At 69.9% G+C, this 23397-nt stretch carries 22 protein-coding genes; 11 read left to right on the top strand and 11 right to left on the bottom strand.

Annotation, left to right across the window (positions count from 1 at the left end):
- Positions 1-3: 3 nt before the first annotated feature.
- Positions 4-864 (bottom strand): ABC transporter permease, encoded by an 861-nt coding sequence (locus tag OHA55_RS29230; RefSeq protein ID WP_266711962.1) that lies wholly within the window; start codon positions 862-864, stop codon positions 4-6.
- A complete protein-coding gene (locus OHA55_RS29225) occupies positions 861-1850 on the bottom strand; it encodes an ABC transporter ATP-binding protein (RefSeq protein WP_266711960.1) in 990 nt (329 codons plus the stop codon). Before OHA55_RS29225 ends, OHA55_RS29230 begins: the two co-directional genes overlap by 4 nt.
- A gap of 942 nt (positions 1851-2792) precedes the next feature.
- On the opposite strand from OHA55_RS29225, the gene OHA55_RS29220 reads away from it, so the two are divergent.
- The gene (locus OHA55_RS29220) at positions 2793-3725 is read left to right on the top strand and encodes a hypothetical protein (protein ID WP_266711958.1); all 933 of its coding nucleotides are present in this window, start codon (positions 2793-2795) and stop codon (positions 3723-3725) included.
- A gap of 126 nt (positions 3726-3851) precedes the next feature.
- On the opposite strand, the gene OHA55_RS29215 is transcribed toward OHA55_RS29220, so the two are convergent.
- From OHA55_RS29215 to OHA55_RS29205, 3 genes are all read right to left on the bottom strand, one after another.
- Positions 3852-4448, bottom strand: coding sequence for a hypothetical protein (locus OHA55_RS29215; protein ID WP_266711956.1), 597 nt, complete (start codon positions 4446-4448; stop codon positions 3852-3854).
- 17 nt (positions 4449-4465) lie between these two features.
- The gene (locus OHA55_RS29210) at positions 4466-5995 is read right to left on the bottom strand and encodes a DUF6801 domain-containing protein (RefSeq protein ID WP_266711954.1); all 1530 of its coding nucleotides are present in this window, start codon (positions 5993-5995) and stop codon (positions 4466-4468) included.
- Between the two features lie 149 nt (positions 5996-6144).
- Positions 6145-6720, bottom strand: coding sequence for a hypothetical protein (locus OHA55_RS29205; RefSeq protein WP_266711952.1), 576 nt, complete (start codon positions 6718-6720; stop codon positions 6145-6147).
- A gap of 814 nt (positions 6721-7534) precedes the next feature.
- On the opposite strand from OHA55_RS29205, the gene OHA55_RS29200 reads away from it, so the two are divergent.
- The 4 genes from OHA55_RS29200 to OHA55_RS29185 all read left to right on the top strand — a co-directional run bounded on the left by OHA55_RS29200 (position 7535) and on the right by OHA55_RS29185 (position 11035).
- Entirely contained in the window at positions 7535-8755 is a 1221-nt protein-coding gene (locus tag OHA55_RS29200; protein ID WP_266711950.1) for a helix-turn-helix domain-containing protein, read from the top strand.
- Between the two features lie 198 nt (positions 8756-8953).
- Positions 8954-9217, top strand: coding sequence for a hypothetical protein (locus tag OHA55_RS29195; RefSeq protein ID WP_266711948.1), 264 nt, complete (start codon positions 8954-8956; stop codon positions 9215-9217).
- A 110-nt stretch (positions 9218-9327) separates the two neighbouring features.
- Entirely contained in the window at positions 9328-9801 is a 474-nt protein-coding gene (locus OHA55_RS29190) for an SCP2 sterol-binding domain-containing protein (RefSeq protein WP_266711946.1), read from the top strand.
- Positions 9802-9805: 4 nt separating this feature from the next.
- Positions 9806-11035 (top strand): acyl-CoA dehydrogenase family protein, encoded by a 1230-nt coding sequence (locus OHA55_RS29185; RefSeq protein WP_266711944.1) that lies wholly within the window; start codon positions 9806-9808, stop codon positions 11033-11035.
- 288 nt (positions 11036-11323) lie between these two features.
- Here the strand turns inward: OHA55_RS29185 and OHA55_RS29180 are convergent, their stop codons facing one another.
- Entirely contained in the window at positions 11324-11971 is a 648-nt protein-coding gene (locus tag OHA55_RS29180) for a TetR/AcrR family transcriptional regulator (protein ID WP_266711942.1), read from the bottom strand.
- 124 nt (positions 11972-12095) lie between these two features.
- On the opposite strand from OHA55_RS29180, the gene OHA55_RS29175 reads away from it, so the two are divergent.
- Together OHA55_RS29175 and OHA55_RS29170 are read left to right on the top strand one after the other, a co-directional pair.
- Positions 12096-13070 carry a zinc-binding dehydrogenase gene (locus OHA55_RS29175; protein ID WP_266711940.1) on the top strand — a complete coding sequence of 325 codons (975 nt, stop codon included), beginning with the start codon at positions 12096-12098 and terminating at the stop codon, positions 13068-13070.
- Positions 13071-13750: 680 nt separating this feature from the next.
- Positions 13751-14020, top strand: a complete 270-nt coding sequence (locus tag OHA55_RS29170; RefSeq protein ID WP_266711938.1) for a hypothetical protein — start codon at positions 13751-13753, stop codon at positions 14018-14020.
- A gap of 216 nt (positions 14021-14236) precedes the next feature.
- Here OHA55_RS29170 and OHA55_RS29165 read toward each other — a convergent pair whose 3' ends face one another.
- Entirely contained in the window at positions 14237-15487 is a 1251-nt protein-coding gene (locus OHA55_RS29165; protein ID WP_266711936.1) for a cytochrome P450, read from the bottom strand.
- Between the two features lie 86 nt (positions 15488-15573).
- Between OHA55_RS29165 and OHA55_RS29160 the strand changes: the two genes are divergently transcribed.
- Together OHA55_RS29160 and OHA55_RS29155 are read left to right on the top strand one after the other, a co-directional pair.
- Complete coding sequence (locus tag OHA55_RS29160; protein ID WP_266711935.1) at positions 15574-16407, top strand: hypothetical protein; 834 nt, start codon at positions 15574-15576, stop codon at positions 16405-16407.
- Between the two features lie 55 nt (positions 16408-16462).
- Positions 16463-18556 (top strand): MDR family MFS transporter, encoded by a 2094-nt coding sequence (locus tag OHA55_RS29155; protein ID WP_266711933.1) that lies wholly within the window; start codon positions 16463-16465, stop codon positions 18554-18556.
- 27 nt (positions 18557-18583) lie between these two features.
- Here the strand turns inward: OHA55_RS29155 and OHA55_RS29150 are convergent, their stop codons facing one another.
- Positions 18584-19027 carry a YchJ family protein gene (locus tag OHA55_RS29150; RefSeq protein ID WP_266711931.1) on the bottom strand — a complete coding sequence of 148 codons (444 nt, stop codon included), beginning with the start codon at positions 19025-19027 and terminating at the stop codon, positions 18584-18586.
- A gap of 147 nt (positions 19028-19174) precedes the next feature.
- Here OHA55_RS29150 and OHA55_RS29145 point away from each other — a divergent pair, with 147 nt between their 5' ends.
- Positions 19175-20662, top strand: coding sequence for a membrane-associated oxidoreductase (locus tag OHA55_RS29145; RefSeq protein WP_266711929.1), 1488 nt, complete (start codon positions 19175-19177; stop codon positions 20660-20662).
- Between the two features lie 7 nt (positions 20663-20669).
- Here OHA55_RS29145 and OHA55_RS29140 read toward each other — a convergent pair whose 3' ends face one another.
- Positions 20670-20924, bottom strand: coding sequence for a hypothetical protein (locus OHA55_RS29140; protein WP_266711927.1), 255 nt, complete (start codon positions 20922-20924; stop codon positions 20670-20672).
- 291 nt (positions 20925-21215) lie between these two features.
- Here OHA55_RS29140 and OHA55_RS29135 point away from each other — a divergent pair, with 291 nt between their 5' ends.
- Positions 21216-22073, top strand: coding sequence for a helix-turn-helix transcriptional regulator (locus OHA55_RS29135; protein WP_266711925.1), 858 nt, complete (start codon positions 21216-21218; stop codon positions 22071-22073).
- A gap of 52 nt (positions 22074-22125) precedes the next feature.
- Here OHA55_RS29135 and OHA55_RS29130 read toward each other — a convergent pair whose 3' ends face one another.
- Both OHA55_RS29130 and OHA55_RS29125 read right to left on the bottom strand, forming a co-directional pair.
- Positions 22126-22362, bottom strand: a complete 237-nt coding sequence (locus tag OHA55_RS29130) for a DUF397 domain-containing protein (protein WP_266711923.1) — start codon at positions 22360-22362, stop codon at positions 22126-22128.
- The gene (locus tag OHA55_RS29125; RefSeq protein WP_266711921.1) at positions 22362-23222 is read right to left on the bottom strand and encodes a helix-turn-helix transcriptional regulator; all 861 of its coding nucleotides are present in this window, start codon (positions 23220-23222) and stop codon (positions 22362-22364) included. The genes OHA55_RS29130 and OHA55_RS29125 overlap by 1 nt, the downstream gene beginning before the upstream one ends.
- Positions 23223-23397 lie beyond the last annotated feature (175 nt).

The following is a 23397-nucleotide window of genomic DNA, read 5'->3' as shown; positions in this document are numbered from 1 at the left end:
CGGTCAGCCCCCCTTCGCGGGGACGATCTGGAGGTAGACCGCCGTGAGGACCATGTTCACGAAGAACAGCAGCATGAAGGTGATGACGACGGACTGGTTCACCGCGTCGCCGACGCCCTTGGGTCCGCCCCGCGGGTTGAGGCCGCGGTAGGCGGCGACGATCCCGGCGAGGAAGCCGAAGATGAGGGCCTTGAACTCGCTGATCCACAGGTCGGGGAGCTGGGCGAGCGCGGAGAAGCTGGCGAGGTAGGCACCGGGGGTGCCGTCCTGCATGATCACGTTGAAGAAGTAGCCGCCGAGGGTGCCGACGACCGAGACCAGGCCGTTGAGCAGCAGAGCGACGAACATGGTGGCGAGCACGCGCGGGACGACGAGGCGCTGCACGGGCGAGACGCCCATGACCTCCATCGCGTCGAGCTCCTCGCGGATCTTGCGGGAGCCGAGGTCGGCGCAGATCGCGGAGCCGCCGGCGCCTGCGATGAGCAGCGCGACGATGAGCGGGCTGGCCTGCTGGATGACCGCGAGGACGCTGGCGCCGCCGGTGAAGGACTGGGCGCCGAGCTGCTGGGTGAGCGAGCCGACCTGGAGGGCGATGACCGCGCCGAACGGGATGGAGACGAGTGCGGCGGGCAGGATGGTGACGCTGGCGATGAACCAGAACTGCTCGATGAACTCCCGTGCCTGGAAGGGGCGTCGGAAGACGGCCCGGGTCACCGCGATCCCGAGGGCGAAGAGCTTCCCGGTCTCCCGCAGCGGCGCGAGCAGCCGCGTGGGCTGCCGCTGCACGGGCTGCGAGGAGGGTACGGGCGCGGGCGGCGGCTTCTGCGGCGGCTCGGCGGGCCGCACCGGTATCTCGGCGGTCACGGGCGCGCACCGCCGGCGGCCGGGGCCTGGCTGCGCAGGATGGCGTGCTGGGCGGCGACCGGCAGCTGGTGCATCATCGCGGCGACCCGCTCGCGGCGGCGCAGGGCGCCCTGCCGTACGGGCATCCCGGGCGAGGGTTCCAGCTGCGGGACGACGCCACGCGGCTGCTGGGCGGCGTGGCCGCCGTAGCCGTCGGACGCTTCCGCGGCGAGCAGGGCGGCGTCCTTCTCCTCGGACATGCCGATGGGTCCGTGCCGGCGCCCGGCGAGGAACTGGGAGACCACGGGCAGGTCGCTGGTGAGCAGCACCTCGCGCGGGCCGAAGGTGACGAGGTTGCGGGAGAAGAGCATCCCCATGTTGTCGGGGACGGTGGCCGCGATGTCGAGGTTGTGGGTGACGATCAGCATCGTCGCGTCGATCTGCGCGTTGAGGTCGATCAGAAGCTGCGAGAGGTAGGCGGTACGCACCGGGTCGAGGCCGGAGTCCGGCTCGTCGCAGAGGATGATCTGCGGGTCCAGGACCAGGGCGCGGGCGAGCCCGGCCCGCTTGCGCATGCCGCCGGAGATCTCTCCGGGCAGCTTGCCCTCGGCGCCCAGGAGGCCGACGATGTCGATGCGTTCCATGACGATGCGGCGGATCTCGGACTCCGACTTGCGCGTGTGCTCGCGCAGCGGGAAGGCGATGTTGTCGAAGAGGGACATCGAGCCGAAGAGGGCGCCGTCCTGGAACATGAGCCCGAAGAGCTTGCGGGTCTCGTAGATGTCCCTTTCGGGGCTGTTCACCATGTCGACACCGTTGATGAGGACGCGCCCCTGCTCGGGCTTGAGAAGCCCGATGATGGATTTCAGGAACACGGTCTTCCCGGTACCTGACGGCCCGAGCATGACACTGACCTCACCGGCGGGAAGCGTGAGTGACACATCCTGCCAGATGTTCTGTTTGCCGAATGACTTGGTAAGGCCTTCGACAACGACTTCGATTCCCATCCCACCTCCTGCGTGCACTCACGAAGTGACAGAAATGCGCCGAGGGGCGCACGTTAAGTTCACCGGCACCACCAGGACAAGCCCTCGAACGGTCAAGAGGCCAAAGATCGGCACACTTGTCATCGAGTGACAAAGTCCGGTGGAAACCTTGTTCTTTGCTGCGTACTCACCACGGACGGCGCAGGCGGGGGATCCCCGCCCCGGGGAGTCCGGGGTCGAGGTGCCCCCGAGGGGCGAGAGTCCGGGCCGCAGGGGGGTGGCGGGACGGTGGGCTCCCGGGAGGGAGGACCGGCGCGGCGGGCCGCTCCGGATTCCGATCCCGCACGTGACGACGGAGACCCGCACGGTCGGCCGGGTACTCACGGGGCGAGGCTACGGGCGGGTAACCTGGCAGGCAATACACGTTGTCCAAGTTTTCCCGGCCAAACCTACGGCCCCGTATTTCTACGCGGGAAGTGAGCAGAACGGCCGCCGGAACTGTTCTCAGGTGACAATGTCCCGGTCGCTCGATCCACCGCCGGCCGGATCCCCGCACGTCACACGCGCCCCGCACGGTATGCGCCGGCCGGACGACCCACACAAGCGGAGAGCGGGGCTCCGAATTTCACGGGACAAGCCCCCCGCTCACCATCTGACAAGAATGGCCGGATAGGCACTCACCCAGGCACGAGAACAAGGCCGCCTTCGAGGATTGTCAAACGCCGCCATTGTGCACCGGTGTGACCCGCCAGTAACGTCACGGCTCGGTGATAAGAGCGGAGCCACTCGGGAGCAGATCCCATCGATTCAGCGCTCATTTCACCGTAGCGATTCTCGTCGCCGCCGGAGCCGCTTCCCTCGGCGGACGCACCGCCCGTTCTCGGCGCCCGATTCACCGGGCGCTTTCCGAGCAACTCCGCGCATGCCGCCGCCCGTACGGCGGCTGCCGTCAAAGGGGATGACATGAGAGCCACTTCGAACCGGACGCGCATGGGACTGCTGGCCGGCCTCACCGCCCTCGGCGCCTTCGCGTCCATGGGATCCGCCACGGCCGCCACGACCCTCAACGGCAACTGGGCCTCCTTCACCCGGTGCCCGGTGGACTCGGCCGCCATGCTGGCCGCCGACGGCGCCACCGACACCGCGGTCTGCGTCTCCTCCCACTCCGCGAGCGGCACCATCAAGCTCGGCAACACCGTGGTCCCGTTCGGCGCGAGCGACCTCCAGCTCGGCGTGGTGACCCACCCCAACAACACCTCGACGGCGGTCTCTCCGGCAGGCGGCGCGCTGGTCGCGGCGCCCGCCGACATCCCCGGAGGTCTCCTCGGACTGATGTGCCCGAGCGACATCTTCGTCATCACCGGCATCTGCAACAGCCTCGCCGACGTCAACCTCAACCGGGTGACGGCCACCATCGAGTCCGTCAACAACCCCTCGGACTTCCAGCTCCTGGCCGGCCTCGGCACCACCACGCCGATCATCACCCTGCCGGTCCGCATCCACCTGACCAACCCGCTGCTGGGCGACAACTGCTACATCGGCAGCTCGTCCGCCCCGATCCTGCTGCGCCCGAAGAACTCGACGCTGCCCTCGATCGGCTCCTTCCAGTTCAACGGGGACGGCTCCGACAACCCCGAGGGCGTGCTGGGCCGCATCAGCCTCGCGGGCGCCACGCAGTCGGACACCACCTTCGCCGCTCCCGGCGCCAACGGCTGCGGTCTCGGACTGCTCAACTGGGCGGTCAACCTCAAGACGGGCCTGCCCGCCGCCTCAGGCACCAACAGCGTGACGCTGAACAACGCGCAGACCAACGTCGTCACCATCAACGACCCGGGCGCCGCCGCCCCGAACGCCGGCAAGGACCTCGCCCGGTACTGGCACTCGGCCGTGAAGTAGAGCCTTCCGTCGGGATCGGGCTGGGCTCAGCCCGATCCCGACGGCCCTGACTCTCCCCGCACGGCCGTACGACAGTGGGGCCACCCTTGGTTCGAGGGTGGCCCCACTGCCGTACGCTGCCTTCCGCTACGAGACCTGGATGGTCTGGTGCGGGGTGACGGCGTAGTCGGCGTCGAGGTCGGTCGGATCGCCCGCCTGGAGCAGGCCCAGGCAGTTGGCGGCGCTCACCGTCATGGTGGAGCCGTCGACGACCAGGTATCCGGTGCCGTTCTCGTAGTGGCCGGTCAGGCTGCCCCCCAAATTCGCCGTGCAGCCGGTCCCCGTCATACGGAAGGCCAGCCCGCTCACCGAGACGCCGACCCAGGTGGGCCGGCCCGCCACCGCCCCGGTCGCGGTGAGCGGCCGGGCGCCCGACGTCAGGGTGATGCTGTAGGCGATGCCGGCGAGCGTGCAGCCGCTGAACGCCACGGAGCTCACCGTTCCGACCACGCTTCCGACGGGCGCCGGTACGAAGGATCCGGCCACGTCGGTCGCGGAGCAGTAGAACGACATCGCGGGCCAGGCCCAGGTCGCGGGTGCGCCGTGTCCCGAGAAAGCGCCTCCCGGAGTCACCACGTAGGAGGCGGAAGCCGTCGCCGACGCGGAAGTCGCCGTCAACGCCATCGCCGCGGACAGCGCGGCCACGAGCATGCCTGTGCTTCTCCTGCTTCTTCTCATCTCCATGGATCTCCTCGACCGGGTCAGTCGACAGCGGGGGTAGGGGCGCCGGGCAACGCGGGAAGCCTCGGCGGACAGTTCCAGACCGACGGGTCCGCGTCCGGGACGCACATGTTGGCCTGATTCAGCGCGATGGAGTTTCCCGGTCCGGATATCGACGCGGTGAACAACGCGTCCAGGTCCTGACCGCCGCTACCGCACCCGGAGAAAGCGGGTATGTCCAACGTCCCGTTGAGCGGTCCACCCTCCAGTACGTTCAGATAGGGGTTCCCGCCGGTGAAGTCCCCGCGGAGCACTACCTTGTAAGGGCGCACGGTCCGGCAGTCGGGACCCACGTCGAGCGGTACACCGTTCACCGTCACATCGTGCAGCCGCATGGACTGCTTGAAGGAGACCACCGCGAAGTTCACGGGATACCCGAAGACCTCCATCACGTTACCGGTCGAGACGGTGAGAGGTCCGGTCTCGAACGAGACCTCGGCAGAGACGGGCTGGAAACCGAACGCGAGGAACGTCGACTCGGCGTCCGGCAGGTCGAGGGTGGCGAGCGAGTTGAACATGTTGTAACCGCCGCCTTCCATCTGCGGAGTGCGAACCGTGACCCGCTGGTTGGCAAGGGCGGAGAGCAACGCGGGCTTCTTGGAAGGGTCGTTGATGATCGTGGACCCGTTCAGTTTCTTGATGGTGGCGAGCCCCACCGCGTATCCACAGACCCTCTGGCCGGGCAGATTCAGCTGAAAGGGCGGTGCACCCGGGGGGATGACCGGGGCGTCGCTGATGTCCATCTCTCCCTGGGGCACGATGTCCGGGCAGGACGTGTCGACGGGGGGTACCACCGGCGGCTCCCCCTCTGGGTCGCCCGGGTCCTCCCCGCCGCCCTCCCCCGGGTCGGTCTCCCCACCCGGATCCGGCGTCTCCGGCGTGCCCGCGTCCGGCACCAGAACCGTCGCCAGCAGGCCCGCTTCCCCTTCGGACCGGTCACAGGTCAGGGTCACCGGATCGGCCGGCGCCTCCTCGCCCTCGACGGCCGGGGCGCTCAGCCCGAGGGTCAACTGTCCTGCCGTCAGGGTGACGTCCCCGGCCGCGCTGACGGTGACCGAGGGGACCTCGCCCGTGTGCGCGAGCCGGACCTTCCCGTTCTCGTCGCCGGCCAGCGGCGTGGCGGGCGCGACGAACTGGGCCCACTGCGCCTGGGCCGTCTGGTCGTTCTGCACGACGTCCACGTCGAGCGTCGCGGTGCTGACGACCTCGCTGGCTCCCTCCGGCAACAACGGGGCGAGATCGGCAGCCTCGAAGTCGGCCGTCATGCTCACGTCCACGGGTGACATCGGCACATCCACCTCGCCGGTGGCCGGAAATGTCCCCCTTACCTCCAACGGCACCTGGACCGTGCCCGACGGCAGATCGCAGTCGTACGTCACCACGGCACTGGCGTCCACGTCGTCGGCCGCCGACCCCGGACCGCTCAGCAGTCCGGCGAGGGTGGCTACGGCCGCGACGGATGCCAGACGTACGGATCTGCGCGAGGCGGTCGCCGATGTCTTCTCGCTCATCCTGGCCCTGTCTTCCGCTGGGATATTCATGTACTGCCCGTTCCTTCACGCACCGCGTCCGCCGGACGGCCGCAGAACGCACGATCCGGGCCGACGGTGGCAGGGTCGCTGCTCACCGTCGGCCCGGAGGCTCATGTGCCGTGGGAGTACTAGGAGATCACCGGGTGGGTGCTCACCAGGTAGTTGGCGTTGAAGGCGGCCACGTCGTTGACGTTGATGAGGCCGAGGCAGTTCGCGGCCGTGGCCTTGAGCGTGCCCGTGCCGTTCAGGCCCAGCACCCAACTGGTGTTGTTGTAGGTGCCGTTGACCGTACCCGCGAAGGTCGCGGTGCACCCGACGCCGGAGATCTTCGCCGAGACGTTGCTGACGTTGCCGGTCACGATGCTGCCGCTCTTGGACAGCGCGTTGATGTTCCACGGCGTGGTGTTCATCGTCACGGTGAAGCTCAGCCCCGCCAGGTTGCACCCGGTGAAGGTGACCGTGTTGATGGTGCCGACCGTGTTGGTGGTGCTCGACGCCAGGTTGCCGGTCGCGGTGCTGGACGTGCAGTAGAGGGAGGCGAGCGGGACGCTCAGCGTCGGGCCGGAGGCGGTGGCGGTGTAGGCGCCGGGCGGGGTGACCGTCCACGGCGCCTGGACACCGGCCGAAGCGGACGAGACGGTCATGCCGAGGGCGGCGCCACCGGCGGCGAGGACGACGGCGGCTCTACGTGCAAGGGTGTTCACGATGGATTCCCTTCGGGGGAGAGTATCCCGATCCGGACATACTCGTCTCCTGAAAGAGGCGGTAATCCGGGGGGACAAGGGTGGTGTGAAGTGGCGGCCCGCCCTGACGGACCGCTCGACCGCTTGCGTTCGCCGATGACGCTACGGGCGGGTAACGTGCCTCCGCAACAGCCTTGCTGAAGAAATTCCGGAAGAGTGTTTTTCGGTCGGTCTTTTATTGGTCGGCGAGCAAGCGCCGGCCGAGCGTCTCCCGGTTCTTGTCGAGAAGTGAGCAACCGCGCGGACCGCGAGATCGTGTCACCAACCCCCACCGGCCCGACCCGCGCCCCCATTGCTCACAACTTCCCATGTCAGAGCGGGATACCGGACAGGAGGGGGGCCCGGCCTGATGAGGCCTCGGCACCGGCGCACCCCTGAGCGATGATTGATGATTGATCGGTCCGACATCGCTCCCCGGGCGGAATTAGTACGGACCGCCGAGGAATGCGCACCGCACCTTCGGATCTCTCCCGTTCCGGTAAAGCACCGCGGAATTGTGGCTCGTGTGCGCTATCACGCGGGCGGCCGCGACATTCCCGCGCGAAGCCGCGTCCAAGCCCTTCCGGGAAGAGGACTGACGGATTCCGGGTCGTCAGTGGCTCAAAGTCGCCACCGGCATAGTCACTCCGCGTACTTCCCGTCGTCGCACCGGTGTCCACGCGCTCGGACGTGCTCTATGTTCAAGATTCCAATGGGTACGTACCTGGCGGCATGTGGGAGCGCCCTCCCCCTGCTCGCCGCCGTCGGGGCACGGGAGAGCTAGGGGTAAAGCAACATGCCGGCAGTCTCGCAGCCCTCGGACCTCGGGGAACCTCTGGGACCACTGCCCCAGGAATTCGCCGCGATCGTCCGCCCCGAACTCCCCAGCCTCATCCGGGAGATAGGCCTGGAGGTCACCCGCGCCTACCCGGAGTACGCGCGGCTCTTCGACAGCCCGCACGGCGAAGGTATCCGGGTCGGCCTGGAACAGAGCATCTCCGTCTTCGTCGAACAGGTGGCGCGACCGTCCGCCCCCACCCCGTTGCGGGACGAGATGTGCCGGCGGTTCGGCCGGTTCGAGGCGTACGAGGGCAGGGGCCTCGACCAGCTCCAGGGTGCCTACCGCCTCGGCGCCCGTATCGCCTTACGCCGGGCGAAGAAGGTGGGGCGGCGCTACAACCTCTCCCCCACCATGATGCTGACCTTCGCGGACGCCCTGTTCACCTACGTCGACGAGCTCGAATCCCTCTCCCGCGAGGGGTACTTGGAGGTACGGGCGGCCACCGACGACCACGCCGAGACCCTGCGCCGCCGACTCCTGCACCTGATCCTCACCGGGCGGCCGGCCCCCCGCAGCGCGATCGCCGAACTCTGCGAGCAGACCGGCTGGACCATGCCGGAGGAGGTGACCCTGGTCGCCCTGCGCCCCTCCCCCGACCTGGGCCGGCTCGCGCTGGACCGTGACGTGCTCGCCGACCTGACGGACCCACAGCCCAATATGCTCATCCCGGGCCCGATCGACGACGCGCGAAGACGCATGCTCGACCACGCCCTGCTGGGCACGCACGCGGCGGTCGGCCTCACCGTCCCGCCGTCCCACGCCCCGGACTCGATCCGCTGGGCCCGCAGGCTCCTTGAGCTGGTGGACACGGGAGTGATCGACGACGCCCCGCTGGTGCTGGCCGAGGACCACCTCATCACCCTGTGGCTGCTCTCGGACACGGCGTTGCTGGACCAGCTCTCGAAGCGCGAACTGGCCCCGGTCTCCAGCCTCAGCGCCACCCGCCGGGAGCGGCTGATCGAGACCCTGCGGATCTGGCTCGACACCCGGGGCACCGCGGCCCACATGGGCGAATTGCTCGACGTCCACCCGCAGACGGTCCGTTACCGCATGCGGAGCCTGGAGTCCCTGTTCGGCGAGCAACTGGTAAACCCCGAGAGCCGTTTCTCCACAGAGGCCGTCCTGCGCGCACTCCGGCTCCGCTCCCGCGGCGGCGACGGCACTGCACGACGGTGACAACCACCACAAACCGCGCGACGAGTCAACTTACTTCCGAGTAAGGGGAAATAGCCGGTCAGTCCCAAACGGTTGCGGCAACAAGACGTATCCGATGAGAAACCCGGACCCGTGTGCCGTACACAAGGAGACGCGGGATGCCCTTCGGGGCGACCACGACTGTAGCGCCTCCTGCCGACCGACCGAGAGGGAACCCCCATGCCCGCCTCACATCTCCTCGTGCCCGTTCCGATTCCGGACAGCGTCGCGGCGCTGATCGGCGCCTGCGTCCCGGCGCACGTACTGCAGGCCGAGTTCGACGCCGACTGCGCGGCGCGCGAGGTCCGCAGGTTCCGCGGCCCACTGCTGGGCGTCGAGGACCAGGCCGACCGCGAACAGGCGCTCGCCGATCTCGCCCGCGCCAACAAGGTGCTCGCCGCCCACCATCCGGGGCTGACGGTCCGTCCGGGCCCCTGGTACTGACGCCCCGCCTCCCACGTCTCCGCAGGAGCCTCCCGCCGGGCGCTTGCGAACGGCATGACGACGGCCGTACCTTACTCAAAAGTAAGTTTACTCCGGAGTAAGGAAACGGCGTGGCCGATCACAGCAGCGGCGAGCTGACCGAGGAACTGTCCCGGCTCGACTTCTCGGCCGTCTCGCCCGAGGAATTCGCCCGGATCGTCAAGGGGCTGTCCGTCAAGCAGCTCGACGAGGTGATGCACGGCGAGCTCCGCGACCGGATACTCGGCGCCGTCTTCGACCGGATGCGGCAGCAGTTCCGGCCGGACGCGGCCGGAGGGGTCACGGCACTGATCCGCTGGAAGATCACCGGTGAAGCCGAGGAGGTCTACGAGACCGCCATCGCCGACGGCAACTGCTCGGTCACCCGGGGCCGTTCGGCCGCCGAGCCACGCACCACGCTGGTACTGGCCGACGCCGACTTCCTCAAACTGGTCTCCGGCAACGGCAATCCGATCACCATGTTCATGATGCGCAAGCTGAAGATCGCCGGGGACGTCGGCCTGGCCGCGGGCCTCACCCGCTACTTCGACATCCCGAAGGCGTGATCCGATGAGCTTCTTCTCCCTCGCCCTGACCGAGGAACAGCGGGATCTGCGCGACTGGGTGCACGGCTTCGCCGCCGAGGTGGTGCGCCCCGCGGCGGCCGAGTGGGACGCCCGGGAGGAGACTCCCTGGCCCGTCATCCGGGAGGCCGCGCGGATCGGGCTGTACGGATTCGAGTCGCTCGCCGACATGTACGGGGACCCGACCGGCCTCTCCCTCCAGATCGCCAACGAGGAGCTCTTCTGGGGCGACGCGGGCATCGGCATGGCCCTCTTCGGCACCTCGCTCGCGGTCGCCGGGATCTTCGCCTCCGGCACCCCCGACCAGCTCGCCGAGTGGGTCCCGCAGTGCTACGGCGACGAGGACGACCCGAAGGTGGCCGCCTTCTGCGTCTCCGAACCGCAGGCAGGCTCCGACGTCTCGGCGATGCGCACCCGGGCGCGGTACGACGGGGCCAAGGACGAGTGGGTGCTCTCCGGCCAGAAGGCCTGGATCACCAACGGAGGCATCGCGGAGATCCATGTCGTCGTCGCCTCCGTCGAGCCGGAGCTCGGCGCCCGGGGCCAAGCCGCCTTCATCGTGCCGCCGGGGACCCGGGGTCTGGAGGCCGGCCGCACCATCAAGAAGCTGGGCCTGCGCGCCTCGCACACCGCGGACCTCTTCCTGGACGAGGTGCGCGTGCCCGGCCACTGCCTGCTCGGCGGCAAGGAGAAGCTGGACGCCCGCCTCGCCCGCGCCCGCGAGGGCGGCACGGCGAAGGGACAGGCGCCCAAGGGCCAGGCGGCGATGGCGACCTTCGAGGTCAGCCGTCCCACCGTCGGCGCCCAGGCGCTCGGCATCGCGCGCGCCGCGTACGAGTACGCCCTGGAGTACGCCGGACAGCGCGAGGCGTTCGGCCGCCCCGTCGTGGAGAACCAGTCGATCGCGTTCGCGCTGGCCGACATCCGCACCGAGATCGAGGCGGTACGGCTGCTGATCTGGCAGGCCGCGTGGATGGCCCGTAACGACCGCACCTTCGACGCCGGACAGGGCTCCATGTCGAAGCTGCGCGCCGGCGAACTCGCGGTCGCCGCCACGGAGAAGGCCGTACAGATCCTGGGCGGCGCGGGGTACAGCCGGGAACACCCGGTGGAACGGATGTACCGGGACGCGAAGATCTACACCATCTTCGAGGGCACCAGCGAGATCCAGCGCCTGGTCATCGCGCGTGCGATCACCGGGCGGCACATCCGCTGACCGACCGGGCTCCGGTGGCACGGCCCCGCCACCGGAGCCCACCCTGCGGGCCGGAGCCCCGCCGGTCCGGGGTGCCCCGGACCGGCGGGGCTCCGGCCTCCGTACGAAGACGCCCTTGCGGCCTGTCGACCGGCCGCCTGGCCGACCTCCTCGGGGAGTCGGGCCTGACAGGAAAAGCTGAACGAACCAGCGGCTTCAACCCGCCGCAACCTACTTCGATCCACGTCGATGGATTGGCGCTTACCCGGCCTTCGGCTCGCGAGGCGCGGTGGGCGCGCCGCTGGATACTCACCGCTGCGGGGCGTCCGGGTGGCTGCCGTTCATCGGTTCGGTCGTGGCCGCCGAGGCGTCGAGCAAGGCGGTCACCAGGGTGCGCAGCGAATCGGCGAGGCGCTGGCCGTCGCCCTGCTCCAGCAGGCGCAGGATCGGGTCGCTGTGCAGAGTGGCGAGCAGGACATGGGCCAGGAGATCGGCGTCCAGGTCCGAACGCTCCTGGCTGATCAGCGAGGTGATGTGGCCGTGCCAGAACTGGTAGACGGGGTGCGCGCTGCGCGGATCTTCTTCGGGCTTGTGTGCTGTCGTCACGGCGTGGCCGAGCGCGGCCAGAAGTCCCTTGTTGCGGGCGACCACGCCAACGACGGCGTCGAGGAAGGCGAGGAGGCGCGCTCGTGACGGGGCACCCGGGCCCAAAGGCGGTGGCCCTGTCGTGACGGCTTCGTGCAGGGCAAGGGCCCGTTCTGCCATCAGCGCCCGCATAAGGCCCATGCGGTTGCCGAAGCGGTGGAAGACCGTGCCCTTGCCGACGCCGGCCGCGGCGGCGACTTGTTCCATCGAGATCTGCTCGGGCCGGTGCCGCGCCAGGAGTTCCTCGGTCGCCAGCAGGATCGCGTGCCGATTTCGTGCCGCGTCGGCACGTTCACGGCGGCCTTCTGTCATCGAGTCCTCACCCCTCATGGACAACTGGACCGACGGTCCAGTACGGTCGCCGAAGTTGACCGCAAGTCCACTTTAGCCGCCGGCGGTGGCACCCCTTGCCCGTTGGCCCAGGAGGAGAGTCATCATGCGACGAGTCCGCTACTACGAATACGGCGATCCGGACGTCCTCACGATCGAGGAGGCCGGAATCCCCACGCCGGGTCCGGGCCAGGTACTCATCCGGGCCGAGGCGATCGGGGCCAACTTCGTCGACACCAAGTTCCGGCGCGGGCCGTCCAGCGGGGCGATCTTCCAGCGCCCCCTGCCCGGCAAACTCACCGGCGACGTGGTGGGCACCGTCGAAGCCGTCGGACTCGGCGTCGACACACAGCAGGTCGGCCGACGAGTCGCAGGGTTAGCCGAGGACGCGTTCGCCGACTACATCGTCGCCGACGCGCAATGGCTCGCCCCGATACCCGACGGACTCGACCTCGGTGCAGCCAGCATGCTGCCCATGGGCGCCCCGGTCGCACTCCGGACCCTGCGTACCGGCCGGCTCGCACCGGGTGAGACCGTACTGATCCACGCCGCGGCCGGCGGTATCGGCCATCTGGCCGTACAACTCGCCAAACTGCTCGGCGCCGGCATGGTCATCGCCACCGCCGGCTCACCGGCCAAACTCGACTTCGCCCGCACGTGCGGCGCCGACATCGCCGTCGACTACAGGGACAGCGACTGGCCCGACCAGGTCCGCAAGGCCGCACCGCGAGGCGTGGACGTCGTTCTCGACTCCGTCGGCGGCGAGACCCTGCAGCGGAGCTTCGACGTACTGGCTCCGTTCGGCCGGATCGTCGTCTACGGAGCTGCGAGCGGCGAGCTGACCAGCCTGCCTGTCACCGACCTCTTCGCCCTGAAGTCCGTGGCCGGGTTCTCGCTCATCGCATGGCGTGCGGCCGACCCCGAGCAGGCCCGCCGAGAAATGACCGAGGTCGCGGAATACTCGACTGCCGGGCAACTGCGCACCGCCGTGCACGCCCGCTTCCCGCTCGCCGAGGCAGCCGCAGCACACCGGCTACTCGAAGACCGGTCTCAGCTTGGCCGCGTCCTCCTCCTGCCCTGAAAGCACGCGACACGCCGCACCTCGCATCAGCACGAGAATCCGAGGAGAAGCTGACCCAACTCGGCGCCCAGATCTCCCGGAAGCAGGACTCCGTCGACCGGGAAACCCCTGCCTTCGGGGAGATCGTTGCTCGCGCCACTGCGGCGGCCACTCCGCCGGAGCCTGCATGACTGATGAGGATCTGTGGAATCGGCTCTGGCCGCGGTTTCGTGAGCCCGTTCAGAAGGACCGGTAGATCCCCTCGGGATCATCGTGAGCCCGTGCGGCGTACTCCTCGAAGCCCGTGTTCGCGGGTCGCGCTTTCGTCGGGTGCCGCAGGCCCCGCGTCGGCTCACCGGCCTCCCGCACCGCGGACGAGTGCCGCGTCAGCCAAGGTTCGCCCGCCGAGGAGCGGCGTCAGGTGCGTGCTCTCGGTGTGTCGGCCGGAAGCCCCCGTACGGGACGTACTCGGGCTTTCGGCCGGCGCGGCGAGAGTGCGTGCCGGGCGTCGCGACGGGGCGAACCTTGGCTGACGCGGCACTAGGTGTCCGTCAGCCCGCTCCGTGCCTCGCCGCCTGAAACGTGCGGGCTGGACGCGTGGGTACGGGCGGATTCACGGACGATCGTTCCCGGACACCGCAGTCCGCGCTTGCGGACCTCTCCACCGCTCAAGGCCGTGTTCCGGGGGCACACTCCACCTCATGACTACCTATCAAGGGCCGGCCTCCGCGCTCATCGGCTGCGACGAGATTCCCGTGACCGCAGACCTCGCCGTTCACGTCGACCGTGACTCGCGGTCATGGGGCGGTCACCTGGAAGCCGACCCGTCCGTCGAGTGGTTCGACGACGGCCCCGCCACCCTGCGATTGCCCGATGGTCGTGAAGGGGAGTTCATCGCCACGTCCGGCGAGGCCGGCTCCGGAACCGTGGAGATCCGAGGGAGTGGCCCGGCCCCGTTCGGCGACAAGTAGGCACCGAAGGCCGGAACAGTCGTGCGTGTGCTGCGGCCGTCCTGCTCCTGACCGGCCCTCAAGGTTCCTCCGGGCGGAAGCCGGAACGACCGGCGACGCGCGTCCCACCTCACGGCTGTCCCGCAGTCCCGGGGTCCTGGCCCGAGGCTGTCGGCCGACACGTCCGCCGACCGACCGGGCTCCGGTGGCACGGCCCCGCCACCGGAGCCCACCCGGTCAGCCTGCCGGGGTGAAGCGCACCGGTAGGGACTCCGGCCCCCGGGTGAAGACGCCCCGCTCCACCGGGGTGAAACCGTCCGCGAGGCGCAGGTCGGGCATCGCGTCCAGGAGTTGGCCGACGCCCGTCTCGACCTCGGCCCTGGCGAGCAGCGCGCCGACGCAGAAGTGCCGGCCGAGCGCGAAGGCCAGGTGGTCGGCGGCGGCCGAGAAGGCGGTGGTGCTGGTGAGGTCCGTACGGAAGAGGTCGAAGCGGTCCGGATCTCGGTAGCGGGTGTCGTCGCGACCCGCCGACCCGATCAGGCAGGTGACCGTCGCCCCGGCCGGGACCGTGCCGCCGCTGAACTCCACCTCCGTCGCCGTCTGGCGCATGATCATGTGGACGGGCGGGGTGTGGCGCAGCGTCTCGGCGAAGGCCCGGGCGATCAGCGAACGGTCCTCGCGCACGGCGGCGAGCTGGTCGGGGTGGGCGAGGAGGTTGGCGAAGACCGAGGCGATGGCCTTGTCGGTGGTCTCGCCCCCGGCGGCGAGCAGCAGGCTGCAGAAGGCCTTGATGTCCTCGTCGCTCATGCGCACCCCGTCGACCTCCGCCTCGCAGAGCGCGGAGAGCAGGTCGTCGCCGGGGTTCTCCCGGCGGCGCTGGATGACCGGGATCATGTACTCGGCGAACTCCTGCCGGGTCCGCTCGCCCGCCGCGGCGACCTGCGGATCGCCCGCGAGGTTGCCGAGGAAGGCGATGACGGAGGTGTACCAGCCGTGGAAGCGGTCGTGGTCCGCCCGGTCGAGGCCGAGCATGTCGGCGATGACCAGGACCGGGAAGCGGGTGGCGAAGTCGGTGACGAGGTCGGCCTCGCCGGTGTGCCGGAAGGCGTCGATCAGTTCGCGGGCGTTGCGCTCGATGACCGGGAGGAACTTCTCCTGGAGGTCCGTGCCCCGGAAGGCTGGGGCGACCAGGGCCCGCCGGACGGCGTGGTCCCGGCCGCTGAGCTGGAGGATGGTGCGGCCGTGGACGGGTTCGAGCTGCCAGTCGTAGTTCTCGGTGGTGAACTCCTGCGCCTTGTCCCGGAAGACCCGCTCGACGTCCTCGTAACGGGAGACGAGATAGCTGTTCGTCGCCTCGTGCCGGATCAGCGGGGCCTGTTCGCGCATGGTCCGGTAGGCCCCGTAGGGGTCGGCGGCGAAGGCGGGCGAGAGAATGTCCGGCAGTGGCGACGCGGACGATGCGTGCGACTCGCGGGAGGCGGATGTCATGGATGCTCCTCGGTCGTGAACGAACGGTCATCGGCGTCCAGGCTATTGACCGAACACCCGCTCCCGGCACCCTTGGGGAAGACCCGATGACCACCACCGGCGCCCGCCGCCCGTCCGTCCTGTTCGTCACCGATCTGGCCTACGAGGCGCGGGGCAGGCGCTACTGCGACGAGGACATCTTCCTCACCTCGCGGCTGCGCGCCCGCTTCGACATCGCGCTCTGCCACCCCCGGGACGCGGCGGCGCTGCTGGACCGGTTCGACGGGGTGGTCGTACGCAACAGCGGCCCGGTGCTGCACTACCCCGAGGCGTACGAGGCCTTCCGGCGGCGGGCGCTGGAGCTGGCCGTACCGGTGTACAACGCGCTGGACGGCAGCGGTGACATGGCGGGCAAGCAGTACCTGGTGGACATGGACCGGGCCGGTCTGCCGGTGATCCCGACCGTGGACCGGGCCGCCGATCTGGGGCGGCTGCCCGAGGCGGCGTCGTACGCGGTGAAGCCGAAGCTGGGAGCGGACTCCGAGGGGCTGCGCTTCGTGTCCCGGCCCGAGCTGGACCCGGCCGACGACGGCACCCTGCTGGTGCAGCCCCGGATCGACTTCCTCCACGAGGTCTCCTTCTACTTCGTGGACCACGACTTCCAGTACGCGCTGTACGCCCCCGACCCGGACCGGCGCTGGGTGCTGGAGCCGTGGGAGGCGAGCGCTGCGGACCTGGAGTTCGCCCGTACGTTCGTGGAGTGGAACACCCTCAGCCACGGCATCCAGCGCGTGGACGCCTGCCGGACGGTGGAGGGCGGGCTCCTCCTGGTCGAGCTGGAGGACCTCAACCCGTTCCTTTCGCTCGACCGGGTGGCGGAGGAGGTGCGGGACGCGTTCGTGAGCCGGATGGCCGATTCGGTGGCGGCGATTCTCGCCTGACTCGTCCGGCGCCGTCCGGCATGCGGCCGAACGGCGCTGGTGTGAGGGTGCGAGGGTGACCACAGCCAGCAGCGAGACCGCTCCGGTGGCGCCGAGCGCCGCCGCGCCGCCCGTCCTCGACCCTCGCCGTCGCAACATCGTCTTCGCGACGATCGTGCTCGGGATCCTCCTCGCGGCGCTGGACCAGACGATCGTGGGCACGGCGCTCCCCACGATCGTGTCGGACCTCGGCGGCGCGGCCCACATGTCCTGGGTGGTCACCGCCTATCTGCTCGCCGAGACCGTCGCCACGGTGCTGGTCGGCAAGTTCGGTGACCTGTTCGGGCGCAAGCTGGTCTTCCAGGTCTCGGCGATCGTCTTCATCACCGGCTCGTTCCTCTGCGGCCTGGCCTCCAACATGCTGCTGCTGATCATCTGGCGCGGTCTCCAGGGCATCGGCGCGGGCGGTCTGATGGTGACCTCGATGGCGCTGATCGCCGACGTGATCCCGCTGCGTGAACGCGGCAAGTACCAGGGTGCGATCGGTGCCGTGTTCGGTGTGTCGACCGTCGTCGGCCCGTTGCTGGGCGGGGTGTTCACCGACCATCTGACCTGGCGCTGGGCGTTCTACGTCAATGTGCCGATCGCGATCCTGGTGGTCATCGCGGCGGCCCGGAACATCCCGTCCGTGCGGGCCGCCGGCCGCCCGGTCATCGACTACCTGGGCATCGCCCTGGTGGCGATCGGCGCGAGCGCGCTGATCCTCGGCACGAGCTGGGGCGGCAACGAGTACGCCTGGGGCTCCCCCGTCATCATCGCCCTCTTCGTCGGCGGCCTCGTCGCGCTCGCCCTGTTCGTACGGGTGGAGAGCCGGGCCAAGGAGCCGATGCTGCCGATGCGGCTCTTCCACAACCCGGTCTTCACGGTCTGCGCGATCCTGAGCTTCATCGTCGGCTTCGCGATGCTCGGGGCGATGACCTTCCTGCCCACGTACCTCCAGTACGTGGACGCGAACTCGGCGACGATCTCCGGCGTCCGCACGCTCCCGATGGTCATCGGTCTGCTGATCGCCTCGATCTTCAGCGGCAACACCGTCAGCAGGACCGGCCGGTACCGGATCTTCCCCATCGTGGGGTCGCTGGTGATGGCCGCCGGGCTCTACCTGATGTCCCTGATGGGCCCGGACACCGGCGTGTTCCTGGAGTCGGTCTACATGTTCGTGCTCGGTCTCGGCATCGGGTTGTCGATGCAGGTCCTGACGATCGCCGTGCAGAACACCGTGGACTACGCGGACCTGGGTACGGCCACCTCGGGCGTGACCTTCTTCCGTACCCTCGGCAGCTCCTTCGGCACGGCGGTCTTCGGCACGATCTACGCCAACTCGCTGGAGCCGAACCTCCGGCAGGGGGTGGCCGAGGCGGCGCGGGCGGGCGGTGATCCCGCGACACTGACCGCGGCCTCACAGAACCCGGTGAGCCTGCACGCCCTGCCCGACGCCCAGTCCGCTCCGCTCGCGCAGGCGTACGCGGACACCATCCACACCGTCTTCCTCTGGACGGTGCCGGTGGCGCTGATCGGGTTCGTGGTGGCGCTGTTCCTGAAGGAGGTCAAGCTGCGGGACTCGGCGCGGGCCGGTTCGACCGACATGGGCGAGGGCTTCGCGCAGCCCATGAGCGGGAACCCGGACCGGGTCCTGGAGTTCTCGGTGGCCAAGATCCTCCACGGCGCCCGCCCGGACACGGCACGGCGGATCGTCGACGCGTCCGACACCCGGCTGGACATGGCGGGCGCCTGGGCCGTCATGCAGGTCGACCTGTTCACGCGGATGGTCGGGCACGCCGGCCTCGGGCTGATCGCGACCCGCCACCGGCTGCCCCCGGAAGTCCTCGTCCCGGTCTTCGACCGGATGATCGACGAGGGCTATCTGACCGGCGACGGACGGCTCTTCCAGCACACCGCGGCGGGCCGGCGGGAGGCCGCCACGATCACCTCCGCCTGGGCCCGGTGGCTCAACGAACGGCTGGAGGAGGACGGCGCCCGGCCCGACGACCGGCAGCTGAGGGCGGCGGTCGACGTCATCGCCAAGCAGTTGCTCGCGGAGGACCTGGCGGCGGAACTCGCCCCGGCCTCCCGGAGCCACGCCCCGACCCCGGTGGGCACGACGGTCTGAGCGCCGCACCCGTGAGGGGCCGCGGTGTCACTCGGGGAACACGCCGTCCTCGTAGACCCAGGCGCCCTCGTGACGGACGAAGGTGCTCCGCTCGTGCATGCTGCCGGGCCGCCCTCCCTCGGTGAAGTGGGCGCGGAAGGTGACGGTACCCGTCGTGTGGAAGGCACTGCCCTCGGTGGCCCCCAGGATCTCCAGCCGGTCCCACCGCGTGCCCGGATCGAACTCGACGACCGGAGGGCGGGTCGCAGGGTGCCAGGTGCGCAGCAGATATCCGGCGTCCCGGACGACGAAGGCCGTGTACCTCGACCGCATGAGCGCCTCGCAGGTCGGCGCGGCCGCGGTGCCCGCGTGGTACCGCCCGCAGCACGCACCGTACGGAGCGGACAGGCCGCAGGGGCAGGGGTCGTCGGGGGTGATGCGCGGGGCTGCGGGGACGGACGGTTTCCGGCGGGGGGCGGTGCGTCGTGACATACGGCCATTGTCGCCCGTCGGCCGCGCCGGCCGTCCCCTCCCCTCGCACGCCGTTCCCCTTCGCACGCCCGTTCCGTCCCGCGTGGGCCTTGTGCTCCGCATGCGCGGGGTTGACACCCCCGTGCGGTACGGACAGAGTCTCGGCCGATGGAGATCACCGAGCTGACGGCCGCCGAGCGCCGGGTGGTGGACGCGTATCCGCGTGGGGCTGTCGTCGACTTCCGTACGGGCGACGCGGCCGAGGACGACCCGGAGACGGGCGCCGGCTGGGGGCCGGAGCGGACCGTGCGGGCCGCCGTGCTCCGGAGGGTGCTGCTTGCCGGGGCGAGGGAGGACGGTGAGATACCGGCCCTGCGGATGGTGGGCGCACGGATCACGGGTGAACTCGACATCCGGTACGCCGTCGCCGAGTGCGCCGTCCTCCTGGCCGGCTGCCACTTCGACGGGGTGCCCAACCTCTACGGGGCCGAGGTGCGGCAGCTCAACCTGAGCGAGTCGGTGCTCCCCGAACTGCACGCCGCGACTCTCCGGGTGCACGGGGCGCTGCGGCTCACCGACTGCCGGATTCCCGGCCAGGTGCGTCTGGACGGCAGCCGGGTGGAGCAGGCGGTCTTCCTCGACGGGGCCCGGATCGGGGTGCATGCCGACGGATCCACCGCGACCGCCGTCGGAGCCGCCCTGCAGATGAACCACATCACGACCGGTGACGACCTCTGGATGCCCGGCCTGGTGGTGCACGGCGAGACACGGCTCGCCGGGGCCGTCGTGCCGGGTCAGATCGTGCTGAACGACGCACGGCTGGTGAACCCGGGCGGGACCGCCCTGCACGCCCAGACGCTGAGCGTGGGGACCGATCTGCACGCCATGCGACTGCGGGCCCGGGGCCTGGTCGATCTGCGCGGCGCCCGGATACCTGGGCAGCTGAACCTCGCGTACGGGTCGTTCGCCCACCCCGGTGGGACGGCACTGCGCGCCAGCAGCGCCGTGATCGGCGAATTCTGGCTGCGCGACGCGGCCCGGGTGGAGGGCCGGGTGAACCTGCGCCGCGCCCGGATCGACCTGATCCACGCCGATCCCGGTGTCTGGCCGGAGGAGGTGCAGTTGGAGGGCCTGACGTTCGGCACCCTCCTCCCCCACCTGCCGGCCCTCCGCCGGCTGCCGCTGCTGGAGCGGGATGAGGACGGCTACGTGCCCTACGTGTACGAGCAGTTGACCGCCTCCTACCGACGGGTCGGCGACGACGACGCGGCCCGTACGGTGCAGTTGGCGAAGCAGCGACGCCGGCGGGCGACGCTTCCCGCCTACGGCAGGGTATGGGGACGCCTCCAGGACGCCACCGTGGGCTACGGCTTCCGGCCGGCCCGCGCGGCGGCCTGGCTCGCCTCCCTGCTCCTGGTCGGCTCGGTCGTGTTCGGCGTCCACCACCCTGCAGCCCTGAAGGCGGACGAGGCTCCGGACTTCAATCCGCTCTTCTACACGGCGGATCTGCTGCTGCCGATCGTCGACTTCGGGCAGGAGCGGGCGTTCGATCCGCAGGGGTGGTACCAGTGGCTCTCCTATGCGCTGGTCGTGACCGGGTGGCTGCTGGCGACGACGATCGCGGCGGGCATCACCCGCTCGGTGAGCCGTTCGTGACGACACGTCAGTCGATGTCCCGCCCTTCCCGACCGCCCGGCGCGGGACGACTCGCGCCGTCGCTCGCGGAGTTCAGGCTCTCGGCCGTCCACCGGCGCCGCTTGCCCCGCACGGAGGACGCCACGGGCAGGCACTCGGACGCCCCCGCCGGATGCGCGTACCCGTGCCCCCGCGTCCCGGACGCGTTGTCTCCGAAGACCACGACCACCACCTGACCGAGGATCGAACCGTGGCAGTCGAGGCAGATCGGCGGAATCGTCATCGCGCCCACCGCCCTTCCCCAGGTGTCCGGACCATGTCGGCGCTCCTCCCGCGGCACAGGCCGCACCCCCGAGGCGGAACGTCGCCACGGAGATCTCTCCGGCGGGCATGACCGTTCGCGCCCGCCCCACCCCGGCCATGTGCACACGGTGAGCATGTGATCGCACCCAGCATGCATCCCGAGAGGGACAGAACGCAAGGATTGCGTTCTTCCGCGTTGCGTTCGCCCGCTTGAGATGGAGCGGGGTCACCGATCAGACTCGCGGCTACCACCGATCACGGAAGGCGCAGAGTGTCTGAGAAGCGGCAGGCCCCACCCACGGTCCGACTCCGGCGGCTCGCCGCGATGCTCCGACGCCTGCGCACCGCGGCGGACCTGACGCGCGAGGAGGTCACCGAGCGGACCGGCATCAACGGCGTGACGCTGTACCGGATCGAGAAGGCGCGCGCCCGACCGCAGAAGAGGACCCTGACGGCCCTGATGGAGGTGTACGGGGCGAGCGAGGCGGAGCGCAGCGACCTGCTCGCGGCGGAACGCCACTCGCAGGACCGGAGCTGGTTGCGGCCGTACCACGCCGGACTGTCCGAGCGGTATGCCGCGTACATCGGGTTCGAGGCCGAGGCGCGGACGGTACGCGCCTACGAGCCGTCGTTCGTGCCGGGGCTGCTCCAGACCGAACGGTACGCCCGGGCCGTGATCAGGGGCGCCCTCCACGGCGCGGGCCCTTCGGAACCCGGCGCCCGGGTGGCGGCGTTGATGGAGCGGCAGGCCGCGCTCGGCGCGTCCCCTCCTCTGCGGCTCCGGGCGGTCCTGGACGAGGCGGCCGTACGACGGGTGGTCGGCGGGCGGGACGTGATGCGCGAGCAGGCCGAACACCTTCTGCGGATCGCGGAGGAGCCGGAGATCTGTGTCCAGGTGATCCCGTTCGGCGCGGGGGCGCACACCGGTATGGCCGGAGGCTTCGTCCACCTGGATTTCCCGGACCCGAGGGATCCGGAGCTGGTCTACATGGACACACCTGCGGGCGATCTCTTCCTGGAGTCGGAGGCGGAGACCCGGCAGTTCAGGGCGGCATTCGAACGGTTGCGGGCGGTGGCGCTCGCCCCGCGGAGCAGCGCCGACCTGCTGGCCGAGGTGTGCCGGTCGTAGGCTCGGGCCGGACCGGACCGGACCGGCCCGGACCGGGTCAGGTCAGGTCGGTTCAGGTCAGCAGGAAGTCCGCCTGGCCGGTCTTGGCGCCCTGGATGAAGGCGGCCATCTCGCCGGTGGAGTAGATGAGCGCCGGGCCGTCGGGGTCCGCGGACTGGCGGACGGCGACCCTGCCGTCGGCCAGTTTCAGGGTCTCGACACAGTTGCCGCCGTTGCCCCCGCTCCAGGGCTTCGACCAGCCCTCCGCACCGAGGGCGGCGGCCGGCATGCCGTTGTAGATGTCGCTCATCACAGCTCCTTGCGGAAATCCCGGAGGATGTCCTTCGTGCGTCGTGCAGTCGCGGCCTGGGCCGCCATGCGGTCCATGACCTCGAGGTAGGAAGCCACCTCCGGGCGCGCGTCGAAGTAGACGGCGCCGGTCAGGTACTCGCTGAAGACCATGTCGGGCAGTTCGGGCACTCCGAAGCGGAAGAGCACGAACGGGCCGTAGGTCCCGGGATGGTGGCCGGTCGCGAACTCCGCGACCTGCAGGGTGATGTGCGTCTGTTCGGAGGCTTCCAGCAGCTTGTCGATCTGTGCGCGCATGACCTCGGGACTACCGACCGGCCGTCGCAGGACGGTCTCGTCCATGACCACCCACAGCCTCGGGGCGTCCGCCTTCGCGAGCAGGCTCTGGCGCTCCATGCGCAGGGCGACGTGCCGCTCGATGTCCTCGGGCCGGGACTGGCCGATCGCTCCGCTCAGCATCACGGAGCGGGCGTAGTCCTCGGTCTGGAGGAGCCCGGGCACGAAGTGCGGTTCGTACATGCGCAGCAGGCTCGCCGCGCCCTCCAGGCTGACGTACATACTGAACCAGTCGGGGAGCACGTCGTGGTAACGCTGCCACCAGCCGGGCTTGTTGGCCTCTTCGGCGAGGTCGACGAAGGCGTCGGTCTCTTCCTCGCCGATCCCGTACGCACGCAACAGCGCCTGCACGTAAGGGATTTTGAGGGCGACCTCGGCCGTCTCCATCCGTCGGACCGTGGCGGACGCGACGCGGAGCACCTTGGCCGCCTGGTCGCGGGTCAGTCCGGCACGTTCCCGCAGGTCCTGCAGGCGTCTGCCGAGGACGACCTGCCCCACGGTCGGGGCTGACCGGGGCTCGCTCACTTCGGACCTCCGATGGTCTCTTCTGTCAGCAGTGTGCCATGCGGGTGACGACAAAGACACGGGCACTCTGCATTTTTCAGAGTGCCCCTTGCCAAGTGTCCGCGTCAGGGGGAGAGTTGATGACTGAACCAATTCGTTCGGTCACGTCCGCACCTCTCCCCTGCGTCGAGGTCCG

The sequence above is a fragment of the Streptomyces sp. NBC_00102 genome (genome assembly GCF_026343115.1).
Taxonomy (GTDB): domain Bacteria; phylum Actinomycetota; class Actinomycetes; order Streptomycetales; family Streptomycetaceae; genus Streptomyces.
Note: the sequence above shows the minus strand (reverse complement) of the source record. Positions and strands in the feature narration are given on the sequence as shown.

Coding starts and splice junctions, on each gene's coding strand:
- OHA55_RS29225 (WP_266711960.1), bottom strand. CDS start 1,850: ATGGGAATCGAAGTCGTTGTCGAAGGCCTTACCAAGTCATTCGGCAAA.
- OHA55_RS29220 (WP_266711958.1), top strand. CDS start 2,793: ATGAGAGCCACTTCGAACCGGACGCGCATGGGACTGCTGGCCGGCCTC.
- OHA55_RS29215 (WP_266711956.1), bottom strand. CDS start 4,448: ATGGAGATGAGAAGAAGCAGGAGAAGCACAGGCATGCTCGTGGCCGCG.
- OHA55_RS29210 (WP_266711954.1), bottom strand. CDS start 5,995: ATGAGCGAGAAGACATCGGCGACCGCCTCGCGCAGATCCGTACGTCTG.
- OHA55_RS29200 (WP_266711950.1), top strand. CDS start 7,535: ATGCCGGCAGTCTCGCAGCCCTCGGACCTCGGGGAACCTCTGGGACCA.
- OHA55_RS29195 (WP_266711948.1), top strand. CDS start 8,954: ATGCCCGCCTCACATCTCCTCGTGCCCGTTCCGATTCCGGACAGCGTC.
- OHA55_RS29185 (WP_266711944.1), top strand. CDS start 9,806: ATGAGCTTCTTCTCCCTCGCCCTGACCGAGGAACAGCGGGATCTGCGC.
- OHA55_RS29180 (WP_266711942.1), bottom strand. CDS start 11,971: ATGACAGAAGGCCGCCGTGAACGTGCCGACGCGGCACGAAATCGGCAC.
- OHA55_RS29175 (WP_266711940.1), top strand. CDS start 12,096: ATGCGACGAGTCCGCTACTACGAATACGGCGATCCGGACGTCCTCACG.
- OHA55_RS29170 (WP_266711938.1), top strand. CDS start 13,751: ATGACTACCTATCAAGGGCCGGCCTCCGCGCTCATCGGCTGCGACGAG.
- OHA55_RS29165 (WP_266711936.1), bottom strand. CDS start 15,487: ATGACATCCGCCTCCCGCGAGTCGCACGCATCGTCCGCGTCGCCACTG.
- OHA55_RS29160 (WP_266711935.1), top strand. CDS start 15,574: ATGACCACCACCGGCGCCCGCCGCCCGTCCGTCCTGTTCGTCACCGAT.
- OHA55_RS29150 (WP_266711931.1), bottom strand. CDS start 19,027: ATGTCACGACGCACCGCCCCCCGCCGGAAACCGTCCGTCCCCGCAGCC.
- OHA55_RS29145 (WP_266711929.1), top strand. CDS start 19,175: ATGGAGATCACCGAGCTGACGGCCGCCGAGCGCCGGGTGGTGGACGCG.
- OHA55_RS29140 (WP_266711927.1), bottom strand. CDS start 20,924: ATGACGATTCCGCCGATCTGCCTCGACTGCCACGGTTCGATCCTCGGT.
- OHA55_RS29130 (WP_266711923.1), bottom strand. CDS start 22,362: ATGAGCGACATCTACAACGGCATGCCGGCCGCCGCCCTCGGTGCGGAG.